General features: G+C 65.8%; 20 protein-coding genes and 1 tRNA gene. All 21 read left to right on the top strand.

Annotated features, from left to right (window positions below; genetic code table 11):
- Nucleotides 1-34: 34 nt before the first annotated feature.
- The 21 genes from IB230_RS04225 (at nt 35) to IB230_RS04125 (ending at nt 24,799) form a co-directional block, all read left to right on the top strand.
- The gene (locus IB230_RS04225; protein WP_192269029.1) at nt 35-760 is read left to right on the top strand and encodes an NADH-quinone oxidoreductase subunit C; all 726 of its coding nucleotides are present in this window, start codon (nt 35-37) and stop codon (nt 758-760) included.
- Nucleotides 757-2,061, top strand: coding sequence for an NADH-quinone oxidoreductase subunit D (locus IB230_RS04220; protein ID WP_192269027.1), 1,305 nt, complete (start codon nt 757-759; stop codon nt 2,059-2,061). Before IB230_RS04225 ends, IB230_RS04220 begins: the two co-directional genes overlap by 4 nt.
- Nucleotides 2,058-2,585: an NADH-quinone oxidoreductase subunit NuoE gene (gene nuoE, locus IB230_RS04215; RefSeq protein ID WP_192269026.1), complete on the top strand. Its 528-nt coding sequence runs from the start codon at nt 2,058-2,060 to the stop codon at nt 2,583-2,585. The genes IB230_RS04220 and nuoE overlap by 4 nt, the downstream gene beginning before the upstream one ends.
- Before the next feature lie 4 nt (nt 2,586-2,589).
- Nucleotides 2,590-3,960, top strand: coding sequence for an NADH-quinone oxidoreductase subunit NuoF (gene nuoF / locus IB230_RS04210; protein WP_192269024.1), 1,371 nt, complete (start codon nt 2,590-2,592; stop codon nt 3,958-3,960).
- Nucleotides 3,957-6,191, top strand: a complete 2,235-nt coding sequence (gene nuoG / locus IB230_RS04205) for an NADH-quinone oxidoreductase subunit NuoG (RefSeq protein WP_192269022.1) — start codon at nt 3,957-3,959, stop codon at nt 6,189-6,191. The genes nuoF and nuoG overlap by 4 nt, the downstream gene beginning before the upstream one ends.
- On the top strand, nt 6,188-7,279 hold the full coding sequence (gene nuoH, locus IB230_RS04200; protein ID WP_192269020.1) for an NADH-quinone oxidoreductase subunit NuoH: 1,092 nt from the start codon (nt 6,188-6,190) through the stop codon (nt 7,277-7,279). The genes nuoG and nuoH overlap by 4 nt, the downstream gene beginning before the upstream one ends.
- 3 nt (nt 7,280-7,282) lie before the next feature.
- Nucleotides 7,283-7,771, top strand: a complete 489-nt coding sequence (nuoI, locus tag IB230_RS04195) for an NADH-quinone oxidoreductase subunit NuoI (RefSeq protein ID WP_162108528.1) — start codon at nt 7,283-7,285, stop codon at nt 7,769-7,771.
- 10 nt (nt 7,772-7,781) lie between these two features.
- Entirely contained in the window at nt 7,782-8,435 is a 654-nt protein-coding gene (locus tag IB230_RS04190; protein ID WP_192269018.1) for an NADH-quinone oxidoreductase subunit J, read from the top strand.
- Nucleotides 8,432-8,737: an NADH-quinone oxidoreductase subunit NuoK gene (gene nuoK, locus IB230_RS04185; RefSeq protein WP_192269016.1), complete on the top strand. Its 306-nt coding sequence runs from the start codon at nt 8,432-8,434 to the stop codon at nt 8,735-8,737. The genes IB230_RS04190 and nuoK overlap by 4 nt, the downstream gene beginning before the upstream one ends.
- Before the next feature lie 16 nt (nt 8,738-8,753).
- Nucleotides 8,754-10,994: an NADH-quinone oxidoreductase subunit L gene (nuoL, locus tag IB230_RS04180; protein ID WP_192269014.1), complete on the top strand. Its 2,241-nt coding sequence runs from the start codon at nt 8,754-8,756 to the stop codon at nt 10,992-10,994.
- 58 nt (nt 10,995-11,052) lie between these two features.
- On the top strand, nt 11,053-12,564 hold the full coding sequence (locus IB230_RS04175) for an NADH-quinone oxidoreductase subunit M (RefSeq protein WP_192269012.1): 1,512 nt from the start codon (nt 11,053-11,055) through the stop codon (nt 12,562-12,564).
- A 9-nt stretch (nt 12,565-12,573) separates the two neighbouring features.
- Nucleotides 12,574-14,037: an NADH-quinone oxidoreductase subunit NuoN gene (gene nuoN / locus IB230_RS04170; RefSeq protein WP_192269010.1), complete on the top strand. Its 1,464-nt coding sequence runs from the start codon at nt 12,574-12,576 to the stop codon at nt 14,035-14,037.
- A gap of 128 nt (nt 14,038-14,165) precedes the next feature.
- A tRNA-Met gene (locus IB230_RS04165) sits at nt 14,166-14,242 on the top strand.
- Between the two features lie 155 nt (nt 14,243-14,397).
- Nucleotides 14,398-15,012 carry a ribosome maturation factor RimP gene (rimP, locus tag IB230_RS04160; RefSeq protein WP_192269008.1) on the top strand — a complete coding sequence of 205 codons (615 nt, stop codon included), beginning with the start codon at nt 14,398-14,400 and terminating at the stop codon, nt 15,010-15,012.
- Nucleotides 15,013-15,015: 3 nt separating this feature from the next.
- A complete protein-coding gene (nusA, locus tag IB230_RS04155; RefSeq protein ID WP_192269006.1) occupies nt 15,016-16,527 on the top strand; it encodes a transcription termination factor NusA in 1,512 nt (503 codons plus the stop codon).
- Nucleotides 16,528-16,669: 142 nt separating this feature from the next.
- Nucleotides 16,670-19,321, top strand: a complete 2,652-nt coding sequence (infB, locus tag IB230_RS04150; RefSeq protein WP_192269004.1) for a translation initiation factor IF-2 — start codon at nt 16,670-16,672, stop codon at nt 19,319-19,321.
- Nucleotides 19,322-19,327: 6 nt separating this feature from the next.
- Complete coding sequence (gene rbfA / locus IB230_RS04145) at nt 19,328-19,699, top strand: 30S ribosome-binding factor RbfA (RefSeq protein WP_192269002.1); 372 nt, start codon at nt 19,328-19,330, stop codon at nt 19,697-19,699.
- A 190-nt stretch (nt 19,700-19,889) separates the two neighbouring features.
- A complete protein-coding gene (gene truB / locus IB230_RS04140; protein WP_192269000.1) occupies nt 19,890-20,840 on the top strand; it encodes a tRNA pseudouridine(55) synthase TruB in 951 nt (316 codons plus the stop codon).
- A 150-nt stretch (nt 20,841-20,990) separates the two neighbouring features.
- The gene (gene rpsO / locus IB230_RS04135) at nt 20,991-21,251 is read left to right on the top strand and encodes a 30S ribosomal protein S15 (protein ID WP_162336597.1); all 261 of its coding nucleotides are present in this window, start codon (nt 20,991-20,993) and stop codon (nt 21,249-21,251) included.
- Nucleotides 21,252-21,435: 184 nt separating this feature from the next.
- Nucleotides 21,436-23,544, top strand: coding sequence for a polyribonucleotide nucleotidyltransferase (gene pnp / locus IB230_RS04130; RefSeq protein WP_192268998.1), 2,109 nt, complete (start codon nt 21,436-21,438; stop codon nt 23,542-23,544).
- A 550-nt stretch (nt 23,545-24,094) separates the two neighbouring features.
- On the top strand, nt 24,095-24,799 hold the full coding sequence (locus tag IB230_RS04125; RefSeq protein ID WP_192268997.1) for a DUF3617 family protein: 705 nt from the start codon (nt 24,095-24,097) through the stop codon (nt 24,797-24,799).
- Nucleotides 24,800-24,847 lie beyond the last annotated feature (48 nt).

Genomic DNA, 24,847 nt, shown 5'->3' with positions numbered 1-24,847 from the left:
CTGACATCCTTCCTTCAAGAGCACGCCACGCCCCATGGCTGAGCAAGCTGCAAACTTCACCGACCAGCTGCGCGCCCGCTTCGCGGACGCCACGGTCAGCGTGGCCGAGCCGCGCGGCGAAATCACCCTGGAAGTGCCGTCTGCGTCCTGGCATGCGGTCTGCCTGGCACTGCGCGACGAGTTCGGTTTCGAACAGGCCGTCGACGTCAGCGGCGTGGACTACCTGGGCTACGGCAGCGCCGAGTGGGATACCGCCGACGTGTCGTCCGAAGGCTTCAGTCGCGGTGTCGAGGGCTTCGGTCCCGGCCGCTTCAACTGGGACCAGCGTCCGCGCGACGCCGTCCGTCCGAACCGTTTCGCCGTCGTGCTGCACCTGCTGTCGTACCAGCACAACCGTCGCGTGCGCGTGCGCTGTTTCGCGCCGGACGACGGCCTGCCGGTGGTCGCGTCGCTGTGCGACGTGTGGCCGGGCCTGAACTGGTTCGAGCGCGAAGCGTTCGACCTGTACGGCATCATCTTCGAAGGCCATCCGGACCTGCGCCGCATCCTGACCGACTACGGATTCGTCGGCCATCCGTTCCGCAAGGATTTCCCGCTGATCGGCAACGTCGAAGTGCGTTACGACGAAGAAAAGAAGCGCGTGGTGTACGAGCCGGTCACGTCGGTCGAGCCGCGTGTCGGCGTGCCGCGCGTGATCCGCGACGACGCCCGCTACCAGACCGCCGCCGGCGAGCAGGCTGTGCGCGAGGGCAAGGCATGAGCAATCCGCAATCCGGCGCCGCGTTCGCCAGCAATCCTGCCGAAGCCAAGCAGGAAATCCGCAACTACACGCTGAACTTCGGTCCCCAGCATCCGGCCGCGCACGGCGTGCTGCGCCTGATCCTGGAAATGGACGGCGAGACCATCGTCCGTGCCGATCCGCACGTCGGTCTGCTGCACCGGGGCACCGAGAAGCTGGCCGAGTCGAAGCCGTTCAACCAGTCGATCGGCTACATGGACCGTCTCGACTACGTGTCGATGATGTGCAACGAGCACGCCTACGTGCGCGCCATCGAGACCCTGATGGGCATCGAGGCGCCGGAGCGTGCACAGTACATCCGCACGATGTTCGACGAGATCACCCGCATCCTGAACCACCTGATGTGGATCGGCTCCAACGCGCTCGACCTGGGCGCGATGGCGGTCATGCTGTACGCCTTCCGCGAGCGCGAAGAGCTGATGGACTGCTACGAAGCGGTCAGCGGCGCACGCATGCACGCGGCGTACTACCGTCCGGGCGGCGTCTACCGCGACCTGCCGGACCACATGCCGAAGTACAAGGAATCGCCCTGGCGAAAGGGCAAGGCGCTGAAGCACTTCAACCAGGCCCGCGAAGGTTCGCTGCTCGATTTCCTGGAAGACTTCACCAACGAATTCCCGAAGCGCGTCGACGAGTACGAGACGCTGCTGACCGACAACCGCATCTGGAAGCAGCGCACCGTCGGTATCGGTGTGGTGTCGCCCGAACAGGCGCGTGCGCTGGGCATGACCGGCGCGATGCTGCGTGGTTCGGGCATCGCCTGGGATCTGCGCAAGAAGCAGCCGTACGCGAAGTACGACGTGGTCGATTTCGACATCCCGGTCGGTGTCAACGGCGACTGCTACGACCGTTACCTGGTCCGCGTCGCCGAGATGCGCCAGTCCAACCGCATCATCCAGCAGTGCGTGAAGTGGCTGAAGGCCAACCCTGGCCCGGTCATGGTGCAGAACTTCAAGGTCGCGCCGCCCTCCCGCGAGGAGATGAAGGACGACATGGAAGCGCTGATCCACCACTTCAAGCTGTTCAGCGAAGGCTATTGCGTGCCCGCCGGCGAAACCTACGCCGCGGTCGAGGCGCCGAAGGGCGAGTTCGGCTGCTACCTGGTGTCCGACGGCGCCAACAAGCCTTTCCGCGTGAAGTTGCGCGCGCCGGGCTTCGCGCACCTGTCCTCGATGGACGAGATCGTGCGCGGCCACATGCTCCCCGACGTCGTCGCGATGATCGGTACTTATGACTTGGTATTTGGTGAGGTGGACCGATGAGGGCCACGGGTAATTTCGAAGCGGCGCAGAACGTCGATCCGCTGGTGGCGTTGAGCGACAAGACGCGCGCGCACATCGATCATTGGCTGACCAAGTTTCCGCCGGACCGCAAGCGGTCTGCGGTACTGCAGGGCCTGCATGCCGCGCAGGAGCAGAACGAGGGCTGGCTGACCGACGAGCTGATCGCCGCGGTCGCCAAGTACCTGGACCTGCCGCCGGTGTGGGCGTACGAAGTCGCCAGCTTCTACTCGATGTTCGAGACCGAGAAGGTCGGCCGCAACAACGTGGCGTTCTGCACCAACATCAGCTGCTGGCTCAACGGCGCGCAGGATCTTGTCGCGCACGCGGAGAAGAAGCTGGGCTGCAAGCTGGGCGAATCCACCGCCGACGGCCGCGTGTACCTGAAGCGCGAAGAAGAGTGCGTGGCCGCGTGCTGCGGCGCGCCGGTGGTCGTGATCAACGGCCACTACCACGAGAAGCTGACGCCGGCGAAGGTCGACGAGCTGCTGGACGGGCTGGAGTAAGCGCATGGCAGGCCATTCCCACTATTCAGAAGGCTACGGCCCGGTCGGTCCCGCTCCCAAGGAGCACCAGGCCGTCTACACCACGCTGCACTTCGACAAGCCCTGGTCGTACGAGAACTACCTGAAGACCGGCGGTTACGCAGCGCTGCGCCGGATCATCGAAGAGAAGATCCCGCCGGCCGACGTCGTCGAGATGGTCAAGCAGTCCGGCTTGCGTGGTCGCGGCGGCGCGGGCTTCCCCACCGGCCTGAAGTGGAGCTTCATGCCGAAGGGCGCCATGCAGAAGTACATCCTCTGCAACTCGGACGAATCCGAGCCGGGCACCGCCAAGGACCGCGACATCCTGCGCTACAACCCGCATGCGGTGATCGAGGGCATGGCGATCGCCTGCTACGCCACCGGTTCCACTGTGGGCTACAACTACCTGCGCGGCGAGTTCCACCACGAGCCGTTCGAGCACCTGGAAGAAGCCACCGCCGAGGCCTACAAGCACGGCTGGCTGGGCAAGGACATCCTCGGCTCCGGTGTCGACATCGACCTGTACAACGCGCTGGGCGCGGGTGCCTACATCTGCGGTGAGGAAACCGCCTTGATGGAGTCGCTGGAAGGCAAGAAGGGCCAGCCGCGCTTCAAGCCGCCGTTCCCGGCCAACTTCGGCCTGTACGGCAAGCCGACCACGATCAACAACACCGAGACCTACGCCTCGGTGCCGGCGATCGTGCGCAACGGCGCCGAGTGGTTCATGAACCTCGGCAAGCCCAACAACGGCGGCTGCAAGATCTTCTCGGTCTCCGGCCACGTCGCGCGCCCCGGCAACCACGAGATCCGCCTGGGCACGTCGTTCGCCGACCTGCTGGACCTCTGCGGCGGCATGCGCGAAGGCCGCAAGCTCAAGGCCGTCATCCCGGGCGGCTCCTCGATGCCGGTGCTGCCGGGCGAGGTGATGATGGGTTTGACGATGGATTACGACAGCATCCAGAAGGCCGGTTCCGGCCTGGGTTCCGGTGCCGTCGTGGTGATGGACGACACCACCTGCATGGTGCGTGCCTGCCAGCGCATCGCCCGTTTCTACTACAAGGAAAGCTGCGGCCAGTGCACGCCGTGCCGAGAAGGCACCGGCTGGATGTACCGCATGCTGACCCGCGTGGCCGAGCACAAGGCCACGATCGAAGACCTGCAGACGCTGCGCGCGGCCGCCGGCCAGATCGAAGGCCACACCATCTGCGCGTTCGGTGAAGCCGCCGCGTGGCCGGTGCAGGGCATGCTGCGCCACTTCTGGCACGAATTCGAATACGCGATCGTCAACAAGCGGTTCCTCGTCGACGACGAGCGCGACGGCACGGTGGTCCGTTCCAATCTGGAGGTGGCCGCGTGAGTGCGCAGCCCGTGAATCCCAACCTGCCGCCGGACCACGTCACCGTCTTCATCGACGGGCAGGAGCTGGCCGCGCCCAAGGGTTCGATGATCATCCAGGCCGCCGACAAGGCCGGCATCCCGATCCCGCGCTTCTGCTACCACGAGAAGCTGCCGATCGCGGCCAACTGCCGCATGTGCCTGGTCGAAGTGGAGAAGATGCCGAAGCCGGCGCCGGCCTGCGCCACGCCGGTGATGGATGGCATGAAGATCGCCACGCGCAGCGACAAGGCGTTGAAGTCGCAGCGCAACGTGATGGAATTCCTGCTGATCAACCATCCGCTGGACTGCCCGATCTGCGATCAGGGCGGCGAGTGCGAGCTGCAGGACCTGTCGCTGGGTTACGGCCGTTCGGTCAGCCGGTTCCAGGAACGCAAGCGCGTGGTGCCGGACGAGGATATCGGTCCGCTGGTCGCCACCGAGATGACCCGCTGCATCCAGTGCACGCGCTGCGTGCGCTTCACCGCGGACGTCGCCGGCACCTACGAGCTGGGCGGCATGTACCGCGGCGAGAACCTGCAGATCGGCACCTACGACGGCAAGCCGCTGACCACCGAAATTTCCGGCAACGTCATCGACGTCTGCCCGGTCGGCGCGCTGACAAACAAGGTGTTCCAGTTCCGCGCCCGTCCGTGGGAACTGATCGCGCGCGAATCCGTCGGTTTCCATGACGCGATGGGCTCCAACGTGTTCTACCACTCGCGCCGTGGCCAGGTGCTGCGCACCGTGCCGCGTGAGAACGAGGCGGTCAACGAGTGCTGGCTGTCCGACCGCGACCGCTATTCGCACCAGGGCCTGTATGCCGACGACCGCGCGGTGAAGCCGCTGCAGAAGGTCAATGGCGAGTGGCGCGAAGTGTCCTGGGCCGAAGGCCTGGCCGCGGCTGCCGAGATCCTGCGCGCGAACCGCGGCGACAGCCTCGGCGTGCTGGTGCATCCGGCGGTGTCGAACGAGGAGGGCGGCCTGCTGGCCAAGCTCGCCGACGGCCTCGGCACCGGCAACCTGGACCACCGCATCAACAACCGCGACTTCTCCGATGGCGCCGTGGCCGAACCGTTCGCGCTGCCGCTGGCCGAGATCGAGCAGGCGGATGTCATCGTGCTGTTCGGCACCAACCTCCGCCACGAACTGCCGCTGCTGCACCAGCGCATCCGCAAGGCCGTCCGCACGGGGGCCAAGGTGCACGTGGTCAACCCGGTCGACTTCGACTTTGCCTTCGGCATCGCCGGCAAGCACATCGTCGTGCCGTCGAAGCTCGGTGACGCACTGAACGATGCTGCGCTGCGCGACATCGCGAAGGCGGCGAACCGCGCCGTCGTGATCGTCGGTGGCATCGTCGAGAACCATCCGCAGGCCGCCGCGCTGCGCGCCGCTGCCGCGGCGTTCGGAGGCGCGACCGATGCGTCGCTGTGCCGCATTCCGCAGGGTGCGAATGCCGTCGGCCTGGCGCGCCAGGGCGTGCTGCCGAGTAGCCGCGACGTGGCCGGTATGTTCGCCGAGCCGCGCGGTGCTTACGTGATCTACGGCGTCGAGCCGGGACTGGACTTTGCCGATACGCCGGCTGCCAGCCGTGCGCTCGCCTCGGCCAAGGTCGTGGCGTTCAGCCACTTCGCCTGCAAGTCGACGCGCGATGTGGCGGACGTGATCCTGCCGATCGGTCTGTTGCCCGAAATCGATGCGACGCTGACCAATCTCGATGGCAAGGACCAGCGCACGCAGGCTGCCGGCAAGCTGCCGGGCGAGGCGCGTGACGGCTGGAAGGTGCTGCGCGCCTTGGGTGGCGAGCTGCAGCTGGCCGGTTTCGAGTTCACCGATATCGCCGGTGTGCGCGAGGCCATCGCCGACGCCAAGACGGTTGCGGTGGTGAAGTCCGCCGCGCCGGCCATCAACGGACAGGGCCTGGAACTGGCCGTCACCGCGGCGATCTACCGCACCGACGGTACCGTCCGCCGCGCCGAGGCGCTGCAGGCGCATCCGCTGAACGTCGGTGACCGCATCGTGCTGAATCCTGCCGATGCGCAGGCTGCCGGTGTTGCCGAGGGCCAGGTGGCCAAGGTCGGTAACGGTATCGGCACCGCCGCGCTGCCGGTGGTGGTGGATGCCCGCGTTGCCGCGGGTGCCGCGTGGATCGAAAGTGGCTACGGCGCCACGGCGCCGCTGGGTGCCGGACGCGTCACGGTGGTGAGCGCATGAACGAGATGTTGATCAACGCGGTCGGCCCCCTGCGCGAGTGGTTCTTCGGGCTGGGCGACATCGGCATGATCCTGTGGATCGTGCTGAAGATCCTGGTGATTGCCATGCCGGTGATCATCTCGGTCGCGTTCTACGTGGTGTGGGAGCGCAAGCTGATCGGCTGGATGCACGTGCGCCACGGACCGATGTACGTGGGCATGGGCATTTTCCAGGCCTTCGCCGACGTCTTCAAACTGCTGTTCAAGGAAATCATCCAGCCCAGCAGCGCGCAGAAGACGATGTACATCCTCGCGCCGCTGATCACGCTGGCGCCGGCGTTCGCCGCGTGGGCGGTGGTGCCGTTCGATTACCAGCTGGTGCTGTCGAACGCCAACGCCGGCCTGCTGTACCTGCTGGCGATGACCTCGCTGGGCGTGTACGGCATCATCATCGCCGGCTGGGCGTCTAACTCGAAGTACGCGTTCCTGGGCGCCATGCGCTCGGCCGCGCAGGTGGTCAGCTACGAAATCGCGATGGGCTTCGCCCTGGTCGGCGTGCTGATCGCCGCCGGCAGCCTCAACCTGACCGACATCGTGATGGCGCAGGCGGGCGACTCGGGCTTCCTCGAGTGGTTCTGGCTGCCGCTGTTCCCGCTGTTCATCGTGTACTGGGTATCCGGCGTCGCCGAGACCAACCGCTCGCCGTTCGACGTGGTGGAAGGCGAATCGGAAATCGTCGCCGGCCACATGGTCGAGTATTCGGGTGCGGCGTTCGCGCTGTTCTTCCTGGCCGAATACGCCAACATGATCCTGGTCAGCTTCCTGGTGTCGCTGTTCTTCCTCGGCGGCTGGCTGAGCCCGCTGCAGGGCTGGATCACCGCCGATGTGTCGCCGTGGATCAACTGGATCTGGGTGGGCGGCTGGCCGTGGCTGCTGCTGAAGGTGCTGTTCTTCGCCAGCGCCTACATCTGGTTCCGCGCCAGCTTCCCGCGCTACCGCTACGACCAGATCATGCGACTGGGCTGGAAGGTGTTCATTCCGCTCACGATCTTCTGGATCGCGGTGACGGCAGTGATGGTGTTCTTCGGCGTGTTCGAGAAGGGTGTGTAAGACATGAGCAAGGTTGTGCACTACTTCAAGAGCCTGATGCTGCTGGAGCTGCTCCAGGGCCTGTGGCTGACGCTGAAGTACACCTTCAAGCCGAAGTACACGCTGATGTACCCGATGGAGAAGTTCCCGCAGTCGCCGCGCTTCCGCGGCCTGCACGCACTGCGCCGCTATCCGAACGGCGAGGAGCGCTGCATCGCCTGCAAGCTGTGCGAGGCCGTGTGCCCCGCGCTGGCGATCACCATCGACTCGGCCCCGCGCGAGGATGGCACCCGCCGCACCACGCGCTACGACATCGATCTGTTCAAGTGCATCTACTGCGGCTTCTGCGAGGAAAGCTGCCCGGTGGACTCGATCGTGGAAACGCACGTGCTGGAGTACCACTTCGACAAGCGCGGGCAGAACATCGTCACCAAGCCGCAGCTGCTGGCGATCGGAGACCGGCTGGAAGCCGAGATCGCCGAGCGCCGCGCCGCCGACGCCGCTTTCCGCTGAGGTCCGAAGAATGGATTGGGTCCTGATCAGTTTCTACGCTTTCGCCACCGTCGCGGTCGTCGCCGCCGGCGCGGTGATCAGCGTGCGCAACCCGGTGCATGCCGTGCTGTGCCTCATCCTGACGTTCTTCTCGGTGGCCTGCATCTGGCTGCTGGTAGGCGCGGAGTTCCTGGGCGTGGCCCTGATCCTCGTCTACGTGGGCGCGGTGATGGTGCTGTTCCTGTTCGTGGTGATGATGCTCGACATCGACGTCGCCGCCATGCGCGAAGGCTGGGTCAAGTTCCTGCCGGTCGGCCTGCTGGTCGCGGTCGTCATGCTGGCGCAGATGCTGGTGCTGATCGGCATCAAGGCGAAGATGGCGGTGCCGTTCCCGGACAACGCCGCGTCTGCCGCCGCCGATGTGTCCAATACGGCGTGGCTGGCGCGCACGCTGTTCACCGAGTTCCTGCTGCCGTTCGAGTTCGCCGCCGTCATCCTGACCGTGGCCGTGGTGGCCGCCGTGATGCTGACGCTGCGCAAGCGCACCGGCATCAAGACGCAGGACCCGGGTGAGCAGTCGCGGGTCAAGGCGCGCGACCGCATCCGCATGGTGTCGATGCCGGCCGAGAAGCCGGTGCGCGAAACGCCGGCCAGCGCGCCGGCGGAAGGGGAGGGCAAGGCATGATTTCCCTGGGTCATCTGCTGGCGCTGGGCGCCGTGCTGTTCTGCATCAGCCTGGCCGGCATCTTCCTCAACCGGAAGAACGTCATCGTGCTGCTGATGTCGATCGAACTGATGCTGCTGTCGGTGAACATCAACTTCGTCGCGTTCTCGCGCGAGCTGGGTGATGCGGCCGGCCAGATCTTCGTGTTCTTCATCCTGACCGTGGCCGCGGCCGAGGCCGCCATCGGCCTGGCGATCCTGGTCACCCTGTTCCGCACCCGGCGCACGATCAACGTGGCCGAAGTCGATACGCTCAAAGGCTGATGCACCGATGACCGGTATGGAAGTCCTCCTCTCCAAGAACGTGCTGCTGGCCATCGTGCTGGCGCCGCTGCTGGGCAGCATCATCGCCGGCCTGTTCGGTCGCTTCGTCGGCCGCGCCGGCGCCCACACGGCGACGATCCTGGGCGTGGCGACCAGTTGCGCGCTGTCGTGCTGGGTGCTGTACCAACTGGTGGCGCAGGGCGCGTCGCCGTTCAACGAGAACCTGTACACCTTCTTCGAAGTGGGCAACATCAGCGGCCACGTCGGTTTCATGATCGACAAGCTGACGGCCATGATGATGGTCGTGGTGACCTTCGTCTCGCTGCTGGTCCACCTCTACACGATCGGCTACATGGCCGAGGACCCGGGTTACCAGCGCTTCTTCAGCTACATCTCGCTGTTCACCTTCAGCATGCTGATGCTGGTGATGAGCAACAACTTCCTGCAGCTGTTCTTAGGCTGGGAAGCGGTGGGCCTGGTGTCTTACCTGCTGATCGGCTTCTGGTTCAAGCGCCCGACGGCGATCTTCGCCAACATGAAGGCGTTCCTGGTCAACCGCGTCGGCGACTTCGGCTTCCTGCTCGGCATCGGCTGCGTGCTGCTGATGTTCGGCACGCTGGACTACGCCACCGTCTTCGCCAATGCGTCGCTGCTCGTCGGCAAAGCCATTCCGGTCTGGTCGGGCGCCGTCACCCTGTTCGGCAGCACCTTCCAGGTGTTCGATGAGCCGGTGATCTGGTCGATGGCCACGCTGACCTGCATCTGCCTGTTCATCGGTGCGATGGGCAAGTCGGCGCAGGTGCCGCTGCACGTATGGCTGCCCGATTCGATGGAAGGCCCGACCCCGATCTCGGCGCTGATCCACGCCGCGACGATGGTGACCGCCGGCATCTTCATGGTGGCGCGCATGTCGCCGCTGTTCGAGCTGTCGCAGACCGCGCTGGACTTCGTGCTGTTCATCGGTGCGACCACCGCGCTGTTCACCGGCCTCATCGGCATCGTGCAGAACGACATCAAGCGCGTGGTCGCCTACTCCACGCTGTCGCAGCTGGGTTACATGACCGTCGCGCTCGGCGTGTCGGCCTACTCGGCCGCCGTGTTCCACCTGATGACGCATGCCTTCTTCAAGGCGCTACTGTTCCTGGCGGCCGGCTCCGTGATCATCGGCATGCACCACGAACAGGACATGCGGAAGATGGGTGGCCTGCGCAAGTACATGCCCATCACCTGGATCACGAGCCTGATCGGCACGCTGGCCCTGGTCGGCACGCCGTTCTTCTCGGGCTTCTACTCGAAGGACATCATCATCGAGGCGGCGCACAAGCATCAGGAAGTCGCGCATGAAGCAGCGCATAACGTGAGCGAGATGGGCCTGATGGCAGCACAGCAGGGCATCTCCCAGGATCCGAGTGCGTGGGTGGCGACGTATGGCTACTGGGCGGTACTGCTGGGCGTGTTCGTCACCAGCTTCTACAGCTTCCGGCTTCTCTATCTGACCTTCCACGGCAAGGAGCGCTTCCGCGACGCGCACGCCGACCATGGTCATGGCCACGACGCACATCATGACGCCGCGCATGACGATCATGCACACGACGATCACGGACACCACGGCGCCCATGAGCCGCACGAATCGCCGTGGGTGGTGACGGTCCCGCTGGTGTTGTTGGCGATTCCGTCGGTCCTTATCGGTATGTTCACCGCGGGTCCGATGCTGTTCGGCACCCATTGGAATGATGCGGAAGTGCTGGTGACGCCATTCTTTCAAGGTGCGATCGACTTCATCCGCAACGACCCCACGCAAGCGGTGTCGGCGCGCGACACAGTGATGGCATTGAAGGAACACTGGACGGGCGCCATCAAGTTCGCACTGCACAGCTGGCAAACCAAGGCGCTTTGGTTCGCGGTCTCCGGCTTCGTATTGTCGACGCTTCTCTATCTGGTGTTCCCGGACGTCCCTGGCAAGATCCGTCACAGCAAGATCGGCGCCTTCCTGACCAACATCCTGGACAAGAAGTACTGGGCCGACCACCTGTGGATCAACGGATTCGCCGGCGGTGGCGTGAAGCTGGGCAAGGCCTCGCGCGCCTTCGACACGCATGTGATCGACGGCGCCGCGGTGAACGGCACGGCGAAGCTGGTCGACCTGGGCGCGCAGCTGCTGCGCAAGACCCAGTCCGGCTACCTGTACCACTACGCGTTCGCGATGATCGTCGGCCTGATCCTGCTGCTGGGCGTGGTCATCAAGTTTTGGCAGTAACGACCTGGCGCCGCCCCGAGCGGAGCGTCCTGGCGAAGAACTCAACGGATAACACAACGTGTCGAACTGGCCCCTGCTTAGTGTTCTGATCTGGCTGCCCATCCTGGGTGGTGCGCTGGTGCTCGCGGTGGGCAATGCCCGCGCCGACGCGGCGCGCTGGCTGGGCCTGGCGGTCGCGGTGCTCACCTTCGTCTTCAGCATCGGCCTGCTGACCGGCTTCGACTATGCGAATCCGGGTCTCCAGTTCATCGAGACCCGCGCCTGGATCCCGAGCTTCGACATCCACTACAACCTGGGTGCCGACGGCATCGCGGTGGCGCTGCTGTTGCTGAACACGTTGATCACCGTGCTGACGCTGGCCGGCGCATGGGGTTCGGTGAACAAGCGCGTCGCCCAGTACGTGGCCGCGTTCCTGATCCTGGAAGGCCTGACCAACGGCATCTTCGCCGCCAGCGACGCGATTCTGTTCTACGTGTTCTTCGAGGCGATGCTGATCCCGATGTTCCTGATCATCGGTGTCTGGGGCGGTCCGCGCCGCATCTACGCGTCGCTGAAGTTCTTCCTGTACACCTTCCTCGGCTCGGTGCTGATGCTGGTCGGCCTGGTGTATCTGTACATCAAGGGCGGCAGCTTCCAGCTCGCCGACCTGTACACGCTGCCTTTGAACGCGAAGGAACAGACGTGGCTGTTCTTCGCGTTCCTGATCGCATTCGCGGTCAAGATCCCGATGTTCCCGGTGCACACCTGGCTGCCGGATGCGCACGTCGAGGCACCGACCGCCGGTTCGGTGATCCTGGCGGCGATCGCGCTGAAGATCGGCGGCTACGGCCTGCTGCGCTTCAGCCTGCCGATCGTGCCGGATGCCGGTCACGAGTGGGCCATGTTCGTCATCGTGCTGTCGCTGATCGCCGTGGTCTACGTGGGCCTGGTGGCGCTGGTGCAGGACGACATGAAGAAGCTGATCGCCTATTCGTCGGTCTCGCACATGGGCTTTGTCACCCTCGGCATCTTCATCGCCTTCAGCCTGGTGCGCGACTACGGCAACCTGGATGGTGCGCGCCTCGGCCTGCAGGGCGCGATGGTGCAGATGATCAGCCACGGCTTCATTTCCGGCGCGATGTTCACCTGCGTCGGCGTGCTGTACGACCGCATGCACACCCGCATGATCAAGGACTACGGCGGCGTCATCAACACGATGCCGTGGTTCGGCGCCTTCTTCATCCTGTTCGGCATGGCCAACTCCGGCCTGCCGGGTACCAGCGGCTTCGTCGGCGAGTTCATGGTCATCCTGGCCAGCTTCCAGCAGCACCCGCTGATCGCCTTCTTCGCTGCCACTACGCTGGTGATCGGTGCGGCTTATACGTTGTGGCTGGTCAAGCGCGTGATCCTCGGCGACGTGGCCAATGCGCATGTCGCCGAACTGAAAGATGTTTCCCTGCGCGAAGCCGTGGTGCTGGGCGGGTTCGCGGTCTGCGTGCTGGCGTTGGGTATGTATCCCAAGCCGCTCACGGACCTGATGGAGCCGTCGATCGCGCAACTGGCGATGCAGCTCGCCAACAGCAAGCTGTAAGGAAGAATCATGACGACGCCGATGCCCATCTCCGCCGCCGACCTGCAGCCGCTGCTGCCCGAGCTGACCCTGATCGGCGGCGCTTTCGCGCTGCTGATGCTGGACCTGTTCCTCGACAACTCCCGCCGCATCATCACCCACGCCCTCGCGCTGATCGTCATGGCGGCCGTTGTGTGGATGCTCGCGACGGGTGTGGGCGGGCAGGGCACCGTGTTCAGCGGTATGTTCGTGCGCGACACGCTGGCCGATGTCAGCAAGGTCGTGATCGTCGCGGTCAGCGCGCTGTCGCTGGTCTACGGCTGGCCTTACCTGCGCGAGCGCAATCTGTATCCGGGCGAAGCGCCGGTGCTGGTCATGTTCGCCACCGCCGGCATGATGATGATGGTGTCCGCCGGCAGCCTGGTGATGGTCTACCTGGGACTGGAGCTGCTGGCACTGTGCTCGTACGCGCTGGTCGCGTTGAATCGCGATGATGGTCTTTCGACAGAAGCGGCGATGAAGTACATCGTGCTGGGCTCGCTGGCGTCGGGCCTGCTGCTCTACGGTATGTCGCTGGTGTACGGCGCGACCGGTTCGCTGCACCTGCCGGCGATCTTCGACGCCGCCGGCGCCGCGCTGGGCGGCAGCAGCGAAGCACGCATGCTGCTGCTGACGGGCGTGGTGTTCGTGGTGGCGGGCCTGGCGTTCAAGCTGGGTGCGGCGCCGTTCCACATGTGGTTGCCCGACGTCTACCACGGCGCCCCGACGCCGGTGACGCTGTTCATCAGCGCGGCACCGAAGCTGGCGGCCTTCGGCATGGCGTTCCGCCTGCTGCAGGACGGCCTGGGTCCGGCGGCGGCACAGTGGCAGTGGTTGCTGGCCGGCCTGGCGGCTGCGTCGTTGGTGATCGGCAACGTCATCGCCATCGCCCAGACCAACCTCAAGCGCATGCTCGCGTATTCCACGGTGTCGCATGTCGGCTTCCTGCTGGTCGGCTTCGCCGGCGGTGGCGAAGTGGGCTACTCGGCCGCGCTGTTCTATGCGATCAGCTACGCCATCATGTCGGCGGCGGCGTTCGGCGCCATCATCGTGCTGTCGCGGCAGGGCTTCGAAGCCGACAGGATCGACGACTTCAAGGGCCTGAACGCGCGCAATCCTTGGCAGGCCGGGCTCGTGCTGTGCGTGATGGCCTCGCTGGCCGGCGTGCCGCCGTTCCTGGGCTTCTGGGCCAAGCTGGTCGTGCTGGGTGCGGCCGTCAACGGTGGTTTCCTGTGGCTGGCCCTCGTCGGCGTGCTGTGTGCGGTCATCGGCGCCTTCTATTACCTGCGCGTGATCAAGGTGATGTACTTCGACGAGCCGGTGGGCGAAATTCCGCCCCCGCGTACCGACCGCGTGGTGCCGATGGTGTTCGGCGTCAACGCGCTGGCCCTGCTGGCGCTGGGCATCGCCTGGAACCCGATCATGGCCTGGTGCAAGCTGGCGTTCGCCGGCTGAGGTCGAAGAACCCTTTGTTTTTCCTGCCGGCAGGGCACTGCCGGCACGCGTGATGAACGCGATGTTTCAAGTTGGTGCACGACAAGGCTTGCAATGCACCGGCGCATTCATCATAATTTCGCTTCTGCTGCGGGGTGGAGCAGTCTGGCAGCTCGTCGGGCTCATAACCCGAAGGTCGCAGGTTCAAATCCTGCCCCCGCTACCATGTTTATCCGAGGTCGCCGATACCGGCGGCCGACGAAAAGCCTGGGCACGCAACGACGCATGTTCCCGTCGTTGCACCGACATCCAGCGTATCGGACAAGGGGCCCATCGGGCCCCTTGTTTGTTTCAGCGACACGAACCATCGGCAGCGAATCCGTGAGCGACAAGGCCAACGACATCGCCAACCTGCTGGCACCCACCGTCCAGGCCCTGGGCGTTGAACTGCTCGGCATCGAGTACCTGCCGGCGCCCGGCGGTGCCACGGTGCGCCTGTATATCGACGTGCAGGAAGCCGAACGCGCCACGCGCCACGTCAATATCGAGGACTGCGAAGCGGTGAGCCGCGAAGTGTCCGCGCAGCTCGACGTCGAGGATCCGATCTCCGGCAACTACACGCTGGAAGTCTCCTCGCCGGGCGTGGACCGTCCGCTGTTCCGGCTGGAGCACTACGCGCGTTTCGTCGGCGAATCGGCGAAGGTCGTGCTGAAGCTGCCGCAGGACCGTCGCCGTCGCCTGCAGGGCACGATCAGCCGCATCGAAGGCGACAGCATCGTGTTCACCGTGGACGACGCCGAGATGACGGTGGCGTTCGACAACATCGACAAGGCACGCCTGGTCCCCGACTGGGCGGCGCTGGGCCTGGCGCCCGAGAAACCCGGTGGCGGCCGCAAGGCCGGCGCCAAGAAGGCGGGCGACGCCAAGCGTGCGCCGGCCAAACAAGCCAAGAAAAAACCCAACCAACCGGCGGCCCGCAAGCCGCGCGCGGAGTGATCAATGAGTAAGGAACTGTTGCTGGTCGTGGATGCGGTGGCCAACGAGAAGGGCGTGCCGCGCGAAGTCATCTTCGATGCCATCGAGGCCGCCCTGGCGTCCGCCGCCAAGAAGCGTTACCTCGACCAGGACGTGCAGGTGCGCGTCACCATCGACCACAAGGATGGCAGCTACGAAACGTTCCGCCGCTGGGAAGTGGTGGCCGACGACGTGGTGATGGAATCGCCCGACCGCCAGATCCGCCTGATGGACGCCGAGGACGAAGCCGAAGGCGCCGAAGTGGGCGACTGGATCGAAGAGAAGATCGAGAATCCCGACTTCGGCCGCATTGCCGCGCAGGCCGCCAAGCAGGTCATCGTGCAGCGCGTCCGCGAAGCGGAACGCGCGCAGGTGGTCGACGCCTGGAAGGACCGCGTGGGCGAGCTGGTGACCGGCGTGGTCAAGCGCGCCGAGCGCGGCAACATCTACGTGGACCTGGGCGGCAACGCCGAGGCCTTCATCCCGAAGGACAAGGGCATCCCGCGCGACGTGCTGCGAGCCGGCGACCGCGTCCGCGGCTACCTGTTCGACGTGCGTTACGAACCGCGCGGCCCGCAGCTGTTCATCAGCCGCGCCGCCCCGGAATTCATGATCGAGCTGTTCAAGCTGGAAGTGCCGGAAGTGGGCCAGGGCCTGGTCGAGATCAAGGCCTGCGCACGCGATCCGGGCGACCGCGCCAAGATCGCGGTGCTGGCGCACGACACCCGCACCGATCCCATCGGCGCCTGCATCGGCATGCGCGGTTCGCGCGTGCAGGCCGTGAGCAACGAGCTCAACGGTGAGCGCGTGGACATCGTGCTGTGGAACGACAACCCGGCCACCTTCGTCATCAACGCGATGGCGCCGGCGGAGGTGCAGTCGATCATCGTCGATGAAGAGAAGCACTCGATGGATCTGGCCGTGGCGGAAGACCGCCTGGCGCAGGCGATCGGCAAGGGCGGCCAGAACGTGCGCCTGGCCAGCCGCCTGACCGGCTGGCAGCTCAACGTCATGACCGCCGACCAGGTGCAGGCCAAGAGCGAGGCCGAGCAGGCCGTGGCCCGTCAGCTGTTCATGGACAAGCTGGAAGTGGACGAGGAAATCGCCGCCATCCTGGTCGCCGAGGGCTTCAGCACGGTCGAGGAAATCGCCTACGTGCCCGTCGGCGAGCTGCTGGCGGTCGAGGGCTTCGACGAGGACATCGTCGAGGAACTGCGTTCGCGCGCCCGCGACGCCCTGCTGAACGAGGCGCTGGCCGAGGAAGAGGGCCTGGAAGAGGACCACCCGGCCGAGGACCTGCTGGCACTGGAAGGCATGGACGAGGAGACCGCGTTCGCGCTGGCCTCGCACGGCGTCCGCACCAGCGAGGACCTGTCCGACCTGGCCGCCGACGAAGTGGTCGAGTTCGGTATCGAGGGCTTGGACGAGGGCCGCGCCGCGGCGCTGATCCTGGCCGCCCGCGCCGAGGAAATCGCACGTCTGGAGCGCGGCGCATGAGCGCCGCCCGGGCCCGCATGGAACCCGGCGCATGAGTCACCCATGAACACCGCCCTGGCACCCTCAGGGCTTAGAATTCACCCTCTTGAACAGGGTTGCCCCACCACCACCGGGGGGGCGCAAAACCCAACCTAGGATCCGAATGTCGCAGCAAACCACCATCCGCAAGCTCGCTGAACTGGTCAACACGCCGGTCGAGAAACTCCTGGAGCAGCTGGCCGAGGCCGGCATGAGCTTCAGTGGTCCCGACCAGGTCGTGACCAGCATGGAAAAAGTGAAGCTGCTCGGCTTCCTCAAGCGCTCGCACGGCAAGAGCGATGCTGCGACGGATGAGGCTGCGCCCAAGAAGATCACGCTGAACCGTCGCAAGGTGCAGGAAGTCACCGTCGCGGCCGGTCGCAGCAAGACCACGGTGAACGTGGAGGTGCGCCAGAAGCGCACCTACACGAAGCCGACCGATGCCGAGTCCGTCAGCACCAACTGGCAGAACGAAGCCGATCCGGAGCGTGCCGAGATCCTGCGCAAGCTGGAGGAATCCCGCCAGCGCAACCTCGACGAGCAGCAACGCCTGGCGCAGGAAGACGCCAAGCGTGCCGAGGAGCTCGAGCGTCGCCGCCAGGAAGAAGCCGCTGCCCGGGCCGAGGCCGAAGCCGCACGTGCACAGGCCGATGCCGAAGCCGCTGCTCTCGCAGCCGGGGCCGTCGCTGTCGATGGCGACGAAACCGCGCGTCCGGCCAAGCCGGCCACGCAGGGCCACCATGTGCCGAAGATGGTCGTGCGCAAGGATCCGCCGCGTACCGACGACCGCAACAACGCTGCGGCCGCCGCCAAGCACAAGACCCGCGGTTCGCACGCGATGGTCGCCGGCGTCGAGGACGACGACAACACCAGCCGTTTCGCCGGCCAGCTGCATCTGTCGGCCGCCGATCGTGCCCGTCGCGGTGCCTCGCGCGGCAAGCCCAAGCCGCCGCGTCGCCATGAGCAGAGCCGTGGTGGTGGCGGTGCGCATGGCTTCGAGCGTCCGACCGCACCGATCGTGCGCGAAGTGGCGATCGGCGAGACGATCACCGTGGCCGACCTGGCGCAGAAGCTCGCGCTGAAGGGCGGCGACGTGGTGAAGGCGCTGTTCAAGATGGGCGTGATGGCCACCATCACCCAGAGCATCGACCACGACACCGCCGCGCTGATCACCGAAGAGCTGGGCCACAAGGCCGTGCGCGCCGACGCCAACGACGTCGAGAACGAACTGCTGGCGCACTCGGAAGAACAGCAAGGCGACAAGGTCGCGCGTCCGCCCGTGGTCACCATCATGGGCCACGTCGACCACGGCAAGACCTCGCTGCTGGACTACATCCGCCGCACCAAGATCGCCAGCGGCGAAGCCGGCGGCATCACCCAGCACATCGGCGCTTACCACGTGGAAACGCCGAAGGGCGTCATCAGCTTCCTCGACACCCCGGGCCATGCCGCGTTCACCGCGATGCGCGCCCGCGGCGCCAAGCTGACCGACATCGTGGTGCTGGTCGTGGCCGCGGACGACGGTGTCATGCCGCAGACGCGTGAAGCCATCCAGCACGCCAAGGCGGCCAAGGTGCCGCTGATCGTGGCGGTGAACAAGATCGACAAGTCCGACGCCGACCCGCTGCGCGTGAAGAACGAGCTGCTGGCCGAAGAAGTGGTCGCCGAAGACTTCGGCGGCGACACCCAGATGGTCGAGATCTCGGCCAAGACGGGCCAGGGCGTCGACAACCTGCTGGACGCCATCTCCATCCAGGCCGAACTGCTGGAGCTGAAGGCCGTGGAAGACGGCCGCGCCAGCGGCGTGGTCATCGAATCCTCGCTGGACAAGGGCCGTGGCCCGGTCGCGACGGTGCTGGTGCAGCAGGGCACGCTGAAGAAGGGCGATTACCTGGTCTGCGGCATCCAGTACGGCCGCGTGCGTGCGCTGTTCGACGAAACCGGCAGCCAGCCGCCGTCGGCCGGTCCGTCCATCCCGGTGCAGGTCCTGGGCCTGTCCGGCGTGCCGGAAGCCGGCGACGACTTCGTGGTGGTCGCCGACGAGCGCCTGGCCAAGGATGTGGCGCAGCAGCGCGACACCAAGCGCCGCGAGTCGCGCCTGGTGCAATCTGCCGGCAGCCGCATGGAAGACATCATGGCGCAGCTGGGCAAGGGCGAAGGCCAGCTCAGCCTCAACCTGATCGTCAAGGCCGACGTGCAGGGTTCGGTGGAGGCGCTGCGTCACTCGCTGACCGCGCTGTCCAACGAGTCGATCCGCATCAACATCATCCACTCCGGCGTGGGCGGCATCACCGAGTCCGACGCCAACTCCGCGGTCACCTCGAAGGCCACGATGATCGGCTTCAACGTGCGTGCCGACGCCTCCGCGCGTCGCATCATCGAAGCCAACGGCGTGGATCTGCGCTACTTCTCGATCATCTACGACGTGATCGACCAGGTGAAGCAGGTGGCGTCCGGCCTGCTGGGCGTGGAGATCCGCGAAGAGATCATCGGTATCGCCGAAGTGCGCGACGTGTTCCGCAGCTCCAAGTTCGGCGCGGTCGCGGGCTGCATGGTGGTCGAGGGCACGGTCAAGCGGAACAAGCCGATCCGCGTGCTGCGTGCCAGCACCGTGGTGTTCGAGGGCGAACTGGAATCGTTGCGCCGCTTCAAGGAGAACGTCGACGAGGTGCGCAATGGCACCGAGTGCGGCATCGGCGTGAAGGCCTACAACGACGTCCAGCCGGGCGACCAGATCGAGTGCTTCGAGCGTATCGAAGTCCAGCGCACGCTCTGACCTGACATGCCTACGAAGTCGTTCCATCGCACCGACCGCGTGTCCGCCCAGCTCCGTCGCGAGCTGGGTACGCTGGTGCACGAGGCCGTGCGTGAGCACGGCCTGCCGTCGGTCAGCGTGTCCGACGTGGAAGTCACCCGCGACATGGCGCATGCCAAGGTGTTCGTCACCGCGCTGATGCAGGAGCGGTCCGCCGAGGCGGTGAAGGGCCTGAAGGAGCTGGCCTGGGGCCTGCGCATGGAGTTGGCGCGTCGCGTGAAGATGCGTCACGTGCCCGAACTGCATTTCCACTACGACGACTCCGTCGATCGTGGCGAGCGCATCGAGACCCTGCTGCGCGACAATCCGTTGCTCCCCGAGTCCGACGACGAAACCTGATACGTCATGCCGTCGAGCGGAGCTTGCTCCGCTGCTCTCCGCTTCGATGTCCGGGTGTCTGCTTCGCAAGCAAGTCGGGCAAGCTCGACGCTACGACTCAGCTTCGTCGATGCCCGGATGCGTGAAGACGCCGAGCAAGCTCGACGCTACGATGCGGCGACTCCCCGCCAAACCACCTGAACTGGACTGTATGGCAGGACGCACCCAATTCCGCCCGCTGGATGGCCTGCTGCTGCTGGACAAGCCGCAGGGCATGAGCTCCAACGGCGCCCTGCAGGTCGCGCGGCGCCTGTTCCGCGCGGAGAAGGGCGGGCACACCGGCAGTCTCGATCCTCTCGCCACCGGCCTGCTGCCGCTCTGCTTCGGCGAGGCGACCAAGATCGCGGGGCTGCTGTTGGGCTCACGCAAGGCCTACGACACGGTTGCCGTGCTCGGCAGCACCACCGATACCGACGATGCCGATGGTGCGACGCTGCGCGAGCGACCGGTGCCGCCGCTGGACATCGCCACGATCAAGGCTGCGCTGGCGTCGCTGACCGGCAAGATCCGCCAGCGCGCCCCGATCTACTCGGCGCTGAAACAGGGCGGGGAGCCGCTCTACACCAAGGCCCGCCGCGGCGACGTCATCGAGGCACCCGAGCGCGAGGTCGAGGTGCACGGCATCGAGATCCTGGACGTCGCTCCCGGCCGCCTGGCGCTGCGGGTGGCGTGCGGCTCCGGCACCTACGTGCGCAGCCTGGTCCGCGACTTGGGCGAGGCGCTGGGGTGCGGTGCGCACGTGGGGGCGCTGCGGCGCCTCTGGGTGGACCCGTTCATGCAGCCGCGCATGTATACGCTGGAGGCGCTGCAGGCCTTGGCTGAACAGGACGGTGAAAGCGCGCTGGAAGCCTGCCTGCTGCCGGTCGAAGCTGGCCTGAGCGGGTTCCCGCGGGTCGACGTCGATGCCGCCGGCGGACGCCGTCTGGCACAGGGCCAGCGGCTGCGCGGGTACCCGCCCAGGGAGGGTCCGGTGGCGATCCATGGGCCGGAAGCGCGTGTCCTGGGGCTCGGCACGGTGGACGCCGACGGTACCCTGTCGCCGCAGCGATTGTTCGCGTGGGCGGTCGCCGGCACCGCCACCAAGGCCGGGCACGGTCAATAAAACCTTGTTTCACAAGGCCCCCGGGGCTACACTACGCCGCCGGTTTTCACCGGTGATTTACATTCCCTTGCTTCATCAATGGCGAGCCAGGCGGTGCGCGCGGAGGACAGCCCGCGTTCCTGCAGGCCACGCATCCAACAGAGAGAAACCATGTCCGTCGATACCCAGAAAGTGATTGCCGACAACGCCCGTGGCGCCAACGACACCGGCTCCCCGGAAGTGCAGGTCGCCCTGCTGACCGCCCGCATCGAGCACCTGAGCGGCCACTTCAAGACCCACAAGAAGGATCACCACAGCCGTCGTGGTCTGCTGCAGCTGGTCAACCGCCGCCGCAGCCTGCTTGATTACCTCAAGAAGAAAGACAACGAGCGCTACAAGACCCTGATCGAAAAGCTCGGTCTGCGTCGCTGATATACCCCCGACCGCGGCGCAGAGATGCGCCGCGGTTTGCATTTCAGGGAACGGAATGCGCTGCATCCGCTGGCCGCACCGGGCCCGCCCCACACAGCACCACCGGCCGGACGCATCCGGCCAGCCACACGCGACAAGGGTCGCGTGAGGTCCAACCCGCACAAGGCATCCCAAGGAAACCCCCGTGGCAAAAATCACCAAAACCTTCCAGTACGGCAAGCACCAGGTCACCCTGGAAACCGGCGAAATCGCCCGCCAGGCCGGCGGCGCCGTCATCGTCAAGGTCGACGACACCGTGCTGCTGGTCACCGCCGTGGCGGCGAAGTCGGCCCGCGAAGGCCAGGACTTCTTCCCGCTGACGGTCGACTACCAGGAGAAGTTCTACGCCGGCGGCCGTATCCCGGGCGGCTTCTTCAAGCGCGAAGGCCGCGCGACCGAGAAGGAGACGCTGATCTCCCGCTTGATCGATCGCCCGCTGCGTCCGCTGTTCCCGGAAGAATTCCGCAATGAAGTGCAGGTCATCGCCACGGTGATGTCGCTGAACCCGGAAATCGACGGCGACATCCCGGCGCTGATCGGCGCCTCCGCCGCCGTCGCCCTGACCGGCGCGCCGTTCAACGGCCCGATCGGTGCCGCCAAGGTCGGCTACATCAACGGCGAGTACGTGTTGAATCCGACCGTCAGCGAACTGAAGGACTCCAAGCTGGAGCTCGTCGTCGCCGGTACGGCCAACGCCGTGCTGATGGTCGAATCCGAAGCCGCCGAGCTGTCGGAAGAGGTGATGCTGGGCGCCGTGATGTTCGGTCACCGCGAGATGCAGAAGGTCATCGCCGTGATCAACGAACTGGTCGCCGAAGCCGGCAAGCCGAAGTGGGACTGGCAGCCGCCGGCCAAGAACGAAGGCCTGATCGCCGCGCTGCGCCACGCCGTGGGCGACAGCCTCGCCGGTGCGTTCCAGGTGCGCGACAAGATCGAGCGCCGCGACACCATTTCCAACCTCAAGAAGGCCATCCTCAACACGCTGGCCCCGCAGGCCGAAACCAATGCGTGGAGCACGGGCGACCTGTCGAAGGAATTCAGCGAGCAGGAATACCAGACCATGCGCGCCTCGGTCCTGAAGACCAAGGTCCGCATCGACGGCCGCGCGCTGGACCAGGTGCGTCCGATCTCCTCCAAGGTCAGCGTGCTGCCGCGCGTGCACGGCTCCTCGCTGTTCACCCGTGGTGAGACGCAGGCGATCGTCGCCGTCACCCTCGGCACCGCACGCGATGGCCAGGTGATCGACGCCGTCGGCGGCGAGTGGAAGGACCACTTCCTGTTCCACTACAACTTCCCCCCGTTCTCGGTGGGCGAAGCCGGCCGCATGATGGGTCCGAAGCGTCGCGAAATCGGCCACGGCCGCCTCGCCAAGCGCGGCGTGCTCGCCGTGATGCCGACGATGGAATCCTTCCCGTACACCATTCGCGTGGTATCGGAAATCACCGAGTCGAACGGCTCGTCCTCGATGGCCTCGGTCTGCGGCAGCTCGCTGGCGCTGATGGATGCCGGCGTGCCGATCACCGCACCGGTCGCGGGCATCGCGATGGGCCTGGTGAAGGAAGGCGACGACTTCGTCGTGCTGAGCGACATCCTGGGTGACGAAGACCATCTGGGCGACATGGACTTCAAGGTCGCCGGTACCGCCAACGGCGTGTCCGCGCTGCAGATGGACATCAAGATCGAAGGCATCACCGAAGAGATCATGAAGCAGGCGCTGACGCAGGCGAAGGCCGGCCGACTGCACATCCTGGGCGAGATGGCCCACGCGATGACCGCACCGCGCCAGGAACTGAGCGAGTTCGCGCCGCGCCTGATCACCATCAAGATCCACCCCGACAAGATCCGCGAAGTGATCGGCAAGGGCGGTTCGGTGATCCAGGCGATCACCAAGGAAACCGGCACGCAGATCGACATCCAGGACGACGGCACCATCACCATCGCCTCGGTGAACGGCGCCGCCGGCCAGGCCGCCAAGGCCCGCATCGAGCAGATCACGTCCGACGTCGAGCCGGGCCGCATCTACGAGGGCAAGGTCGCCAAGATCATGGACTTCGGTGCGTTCGTCACCATCCTGCCGGGCAAGGACGGCCTGGTGCACGTGTCGCAGATCTCCAACGACCGCGTCGAGAAGGTCAGCGACGCGCTGAAGGAAGGCGACGTGGTCAAGGTCAAGGTGCTGGAAGTCGACAAGCAGGGCCGTATCCGCCTGTCGATCAAGGCCGTGGAAGAAGGCGAGGGCGTGTCGGCCGAGTAAGCCGCACGACATCGCGATGCGTGACGGAAAAGCGGGCTTCGGCCCGCTTTTTCTTTGGGGCGCTGGCATGGCGGCGGGAGGAAGCGTTTCCTGCGCTGATGTCTGTTCGCCCGCCAATCGATTGGCGTCCGGCAGTCGCAATGCGCCGCCCGGTTGACGTGTTGCGCCAGAAGGGCGCCTTTCTCTCGGACGTTGCGCGTCATGTGCACGCCGCAAGAAGACCGTCGTACCCGCGTTGCCGGGCATCCGCTGCACGGAGATCCCGTGGGTTTGCGTGACGCTGTTCGTCCGTGCGTGTTTTGCAATGCACTCTGGCACCGGACTTGCATCACGATCCCGGCGTAATGCGATTTCTCAAATCCAACGAAATTTCGGTTTCAGTTTTACCGTCAAGTGACGATAATGTGAATGCATGAGGTGAACCGATGGTTCGCCTTGCAGGGGTAGGTAAGAAGACTCAGGTAGGCGGAGGGTCCGCGCGCTTGGGGATGGGGTGATTCGCTTCGGGTTTTGCTAGTCGCTCTTCCGGCGACGGCGGCGGATCTGGTTCATGGGGTCGTCCGGGAACGCCTGGGCGATCGCGGCAAACGACGGGCTTTCGGGAGCCTGGGGGACATCGATGAGTTCACTACTCGGTGCGCATACGCGCGCCAGAGCGGGAAGTTTGCGCTCGAAAATTGCCGCGCGCGCCGTCGATCGTCGATGGCTGACCACGTTGCTGTTTCTGTTGACCGTGCTGCCCGCCATCGCGCAGGCGGCCGATACGCATGCCAACCCCTATGCGGACCTGCCGGTGCGCAAAGCCGGTCTGTGGGAGGTGGCGCTGCAGGCCCACGCGCCGTCGGGTGCGGGCGGCCGCGTGCAGCCCGCGATGACGGTGCTCCAGTGCACCGATGCCAAGGCGGAGCGCATCGTTCCCCTGTTCCTGCTTCCCGCACGGGAAGGATGCCAGCGCATCACGGTCAAGAAGAACGCCGCGGGTGGCAGCCACGAGGTCAGTACCGTGTGCCAGACCCACGGCCAGCGCATCGACATGCAGCTGACCCTCCGCGGCGACATGCAGGCCCGTTACCACGGAACCTACCGTATCCAGCATCCCGCGACGCCTTCGAACAACACCGGACCGGTGCCCTTCGAAGGACGTTGGCTGGGGCGCTGCAAGCCCGGCCAGCGTGCCGGCGACATGGTGCTGCCGAACGGCATCACCGTGAACACGGTGGACGACGCGAGCCACGCAAGCGAGCACGCGCATTGAGCGGCCACCACGCCGTGGACGGGCGATGCAACGCACCGCATCGCCCGC

This window comes from Pseudoxanthomonas sp. PXM01 (assembly GCF_014851815.1).
Classification (GTDB): Bacteria; Pseudomonadota; Gammaproteobacteria; order Xanthomonadales; family Xanthomonadaceae; genus Pseudoxanthomonas_A.
The sequence above is the reverse complement of the archived record's forward strand: the minus strand, read 5'-3'. Positions and strand labels throughout refer to the sequence as shown.

What these genes read in the sequence shown, in the direction of transcription:
- rpsO (WP_162336597.1), top strand. Translation starts at nt 20,991, where the DNA reads ATGTCCGTCGATACCCAGAAAGTGATTGCCGACAACGCCCGTGGCGCC.
- nuoF (WP_192269024.1), top strand. Translation starts at nt 2,590, where the DNA reads ATGGCAGGCCATTCCCACTATTCAGAAGGCTACGGCCCGGTCGGTCCC.
- nusA (WP_192269006.1), top strand. Translation starts at nt 15,016, where the DNA reads ATGAGTAAGGAACTGTTGCTGGTCGTGGATGCGGTGGCCAACGAGAAG.
- rbfA (WP_192269002.1), top strand. Translation starts at nt 19,328, where the DNA reads ATGCCTACGAAGTCGTTCCATCGCACCGACCGCGTGTCCGCCCAGCTC.
- IB230_RS04125 (WP_192268997.1), top strand. Translation starts at nt 24,095, where the DNA reads ATGGGGTCGTCCGGGAACGCCTGGGCGATCGCGGCAAACGACGGGCTT.
- IB230_RS04220 (WP_192269027.1), top strand. Translation starts at nt 757, where the DNA reads ATGAGCAATCCGCAATCCGGCGCCGCGTTCGCCAGCAATCCTGCCGAA.
- nuoH (WP_192269020.1), top strand. Translation starts at nt 6,188, where the DNA reads ATGAACGAGATGTTGATCAACGCGGTCGGCCCCCTGCGCGAGTGGTTC.
- nuoN (WP_192269010.1), top strand. Translation starts at nt 12,574, where the DNA reads ATGACGACGCCGATGCCCATCTCCGCCGCCGACCTGCAGCCGCTGCTG.
- IB230_RS04190 (WP_192269018.1), top strand. Translation starts at nt 7,782, where the DNA reads ATGGATTGGGTCCTGATCAGTTTCTACGCTTTCGCCACCGTCGCGGTC.
- nuoE (WP_192269026.1), top strand. Translation starts at nt 2,058, where the DNA reads ATGAGGGCCACGGGTAATTTCGAAGCGGCGCAGAACGTCGATCCGCTG.
- truB (WP_192269000.1), top strand. Translation starts at nt 19,890, where the DNA reads ATGGCAGGACGCACCCAATTCCGCCCGCTGGATGGCCTGCTGCTGCTG.
- infB (WP_192269004.1), top strand. Translation starts at nt 16,670, where the DNA reads ATGTCGCAGCAAACCACCATCCGCAAGCTCGCTGAACTGGTCAACACG.
- nuoL (WP_192269014.1), top strand. Translation starts at nt 8,754, where the DNA reads ATGGAAGTCCTCCTCTCCAAGAACGTGCTGCTGGCCATCGTGCTGGCG.
- nuoI (WP_162108528.1), top strand. Translation starts at nt 7,283, where the DNA reads ATGAGCAAGGTTGTGCACTACTTCAAGAGCCTGATGCTGCTGGAGCTG.
- IB230_RS04225 (WP_192269029.1), top strand. Translation starts at nt 35, where the DNA reads ATGGCTGAGCAAGCTGCAAACTTCACCGACCAGCTGCGCGCCCGCTTC.
- nuoK (WP_192269016.1), top strand. Translation starts at nt 8,432, where the DNA reads ATGATTTCCCTGGGTCATCTGCTGGCGCTGGGCGCCGTGCTGTTCTGC.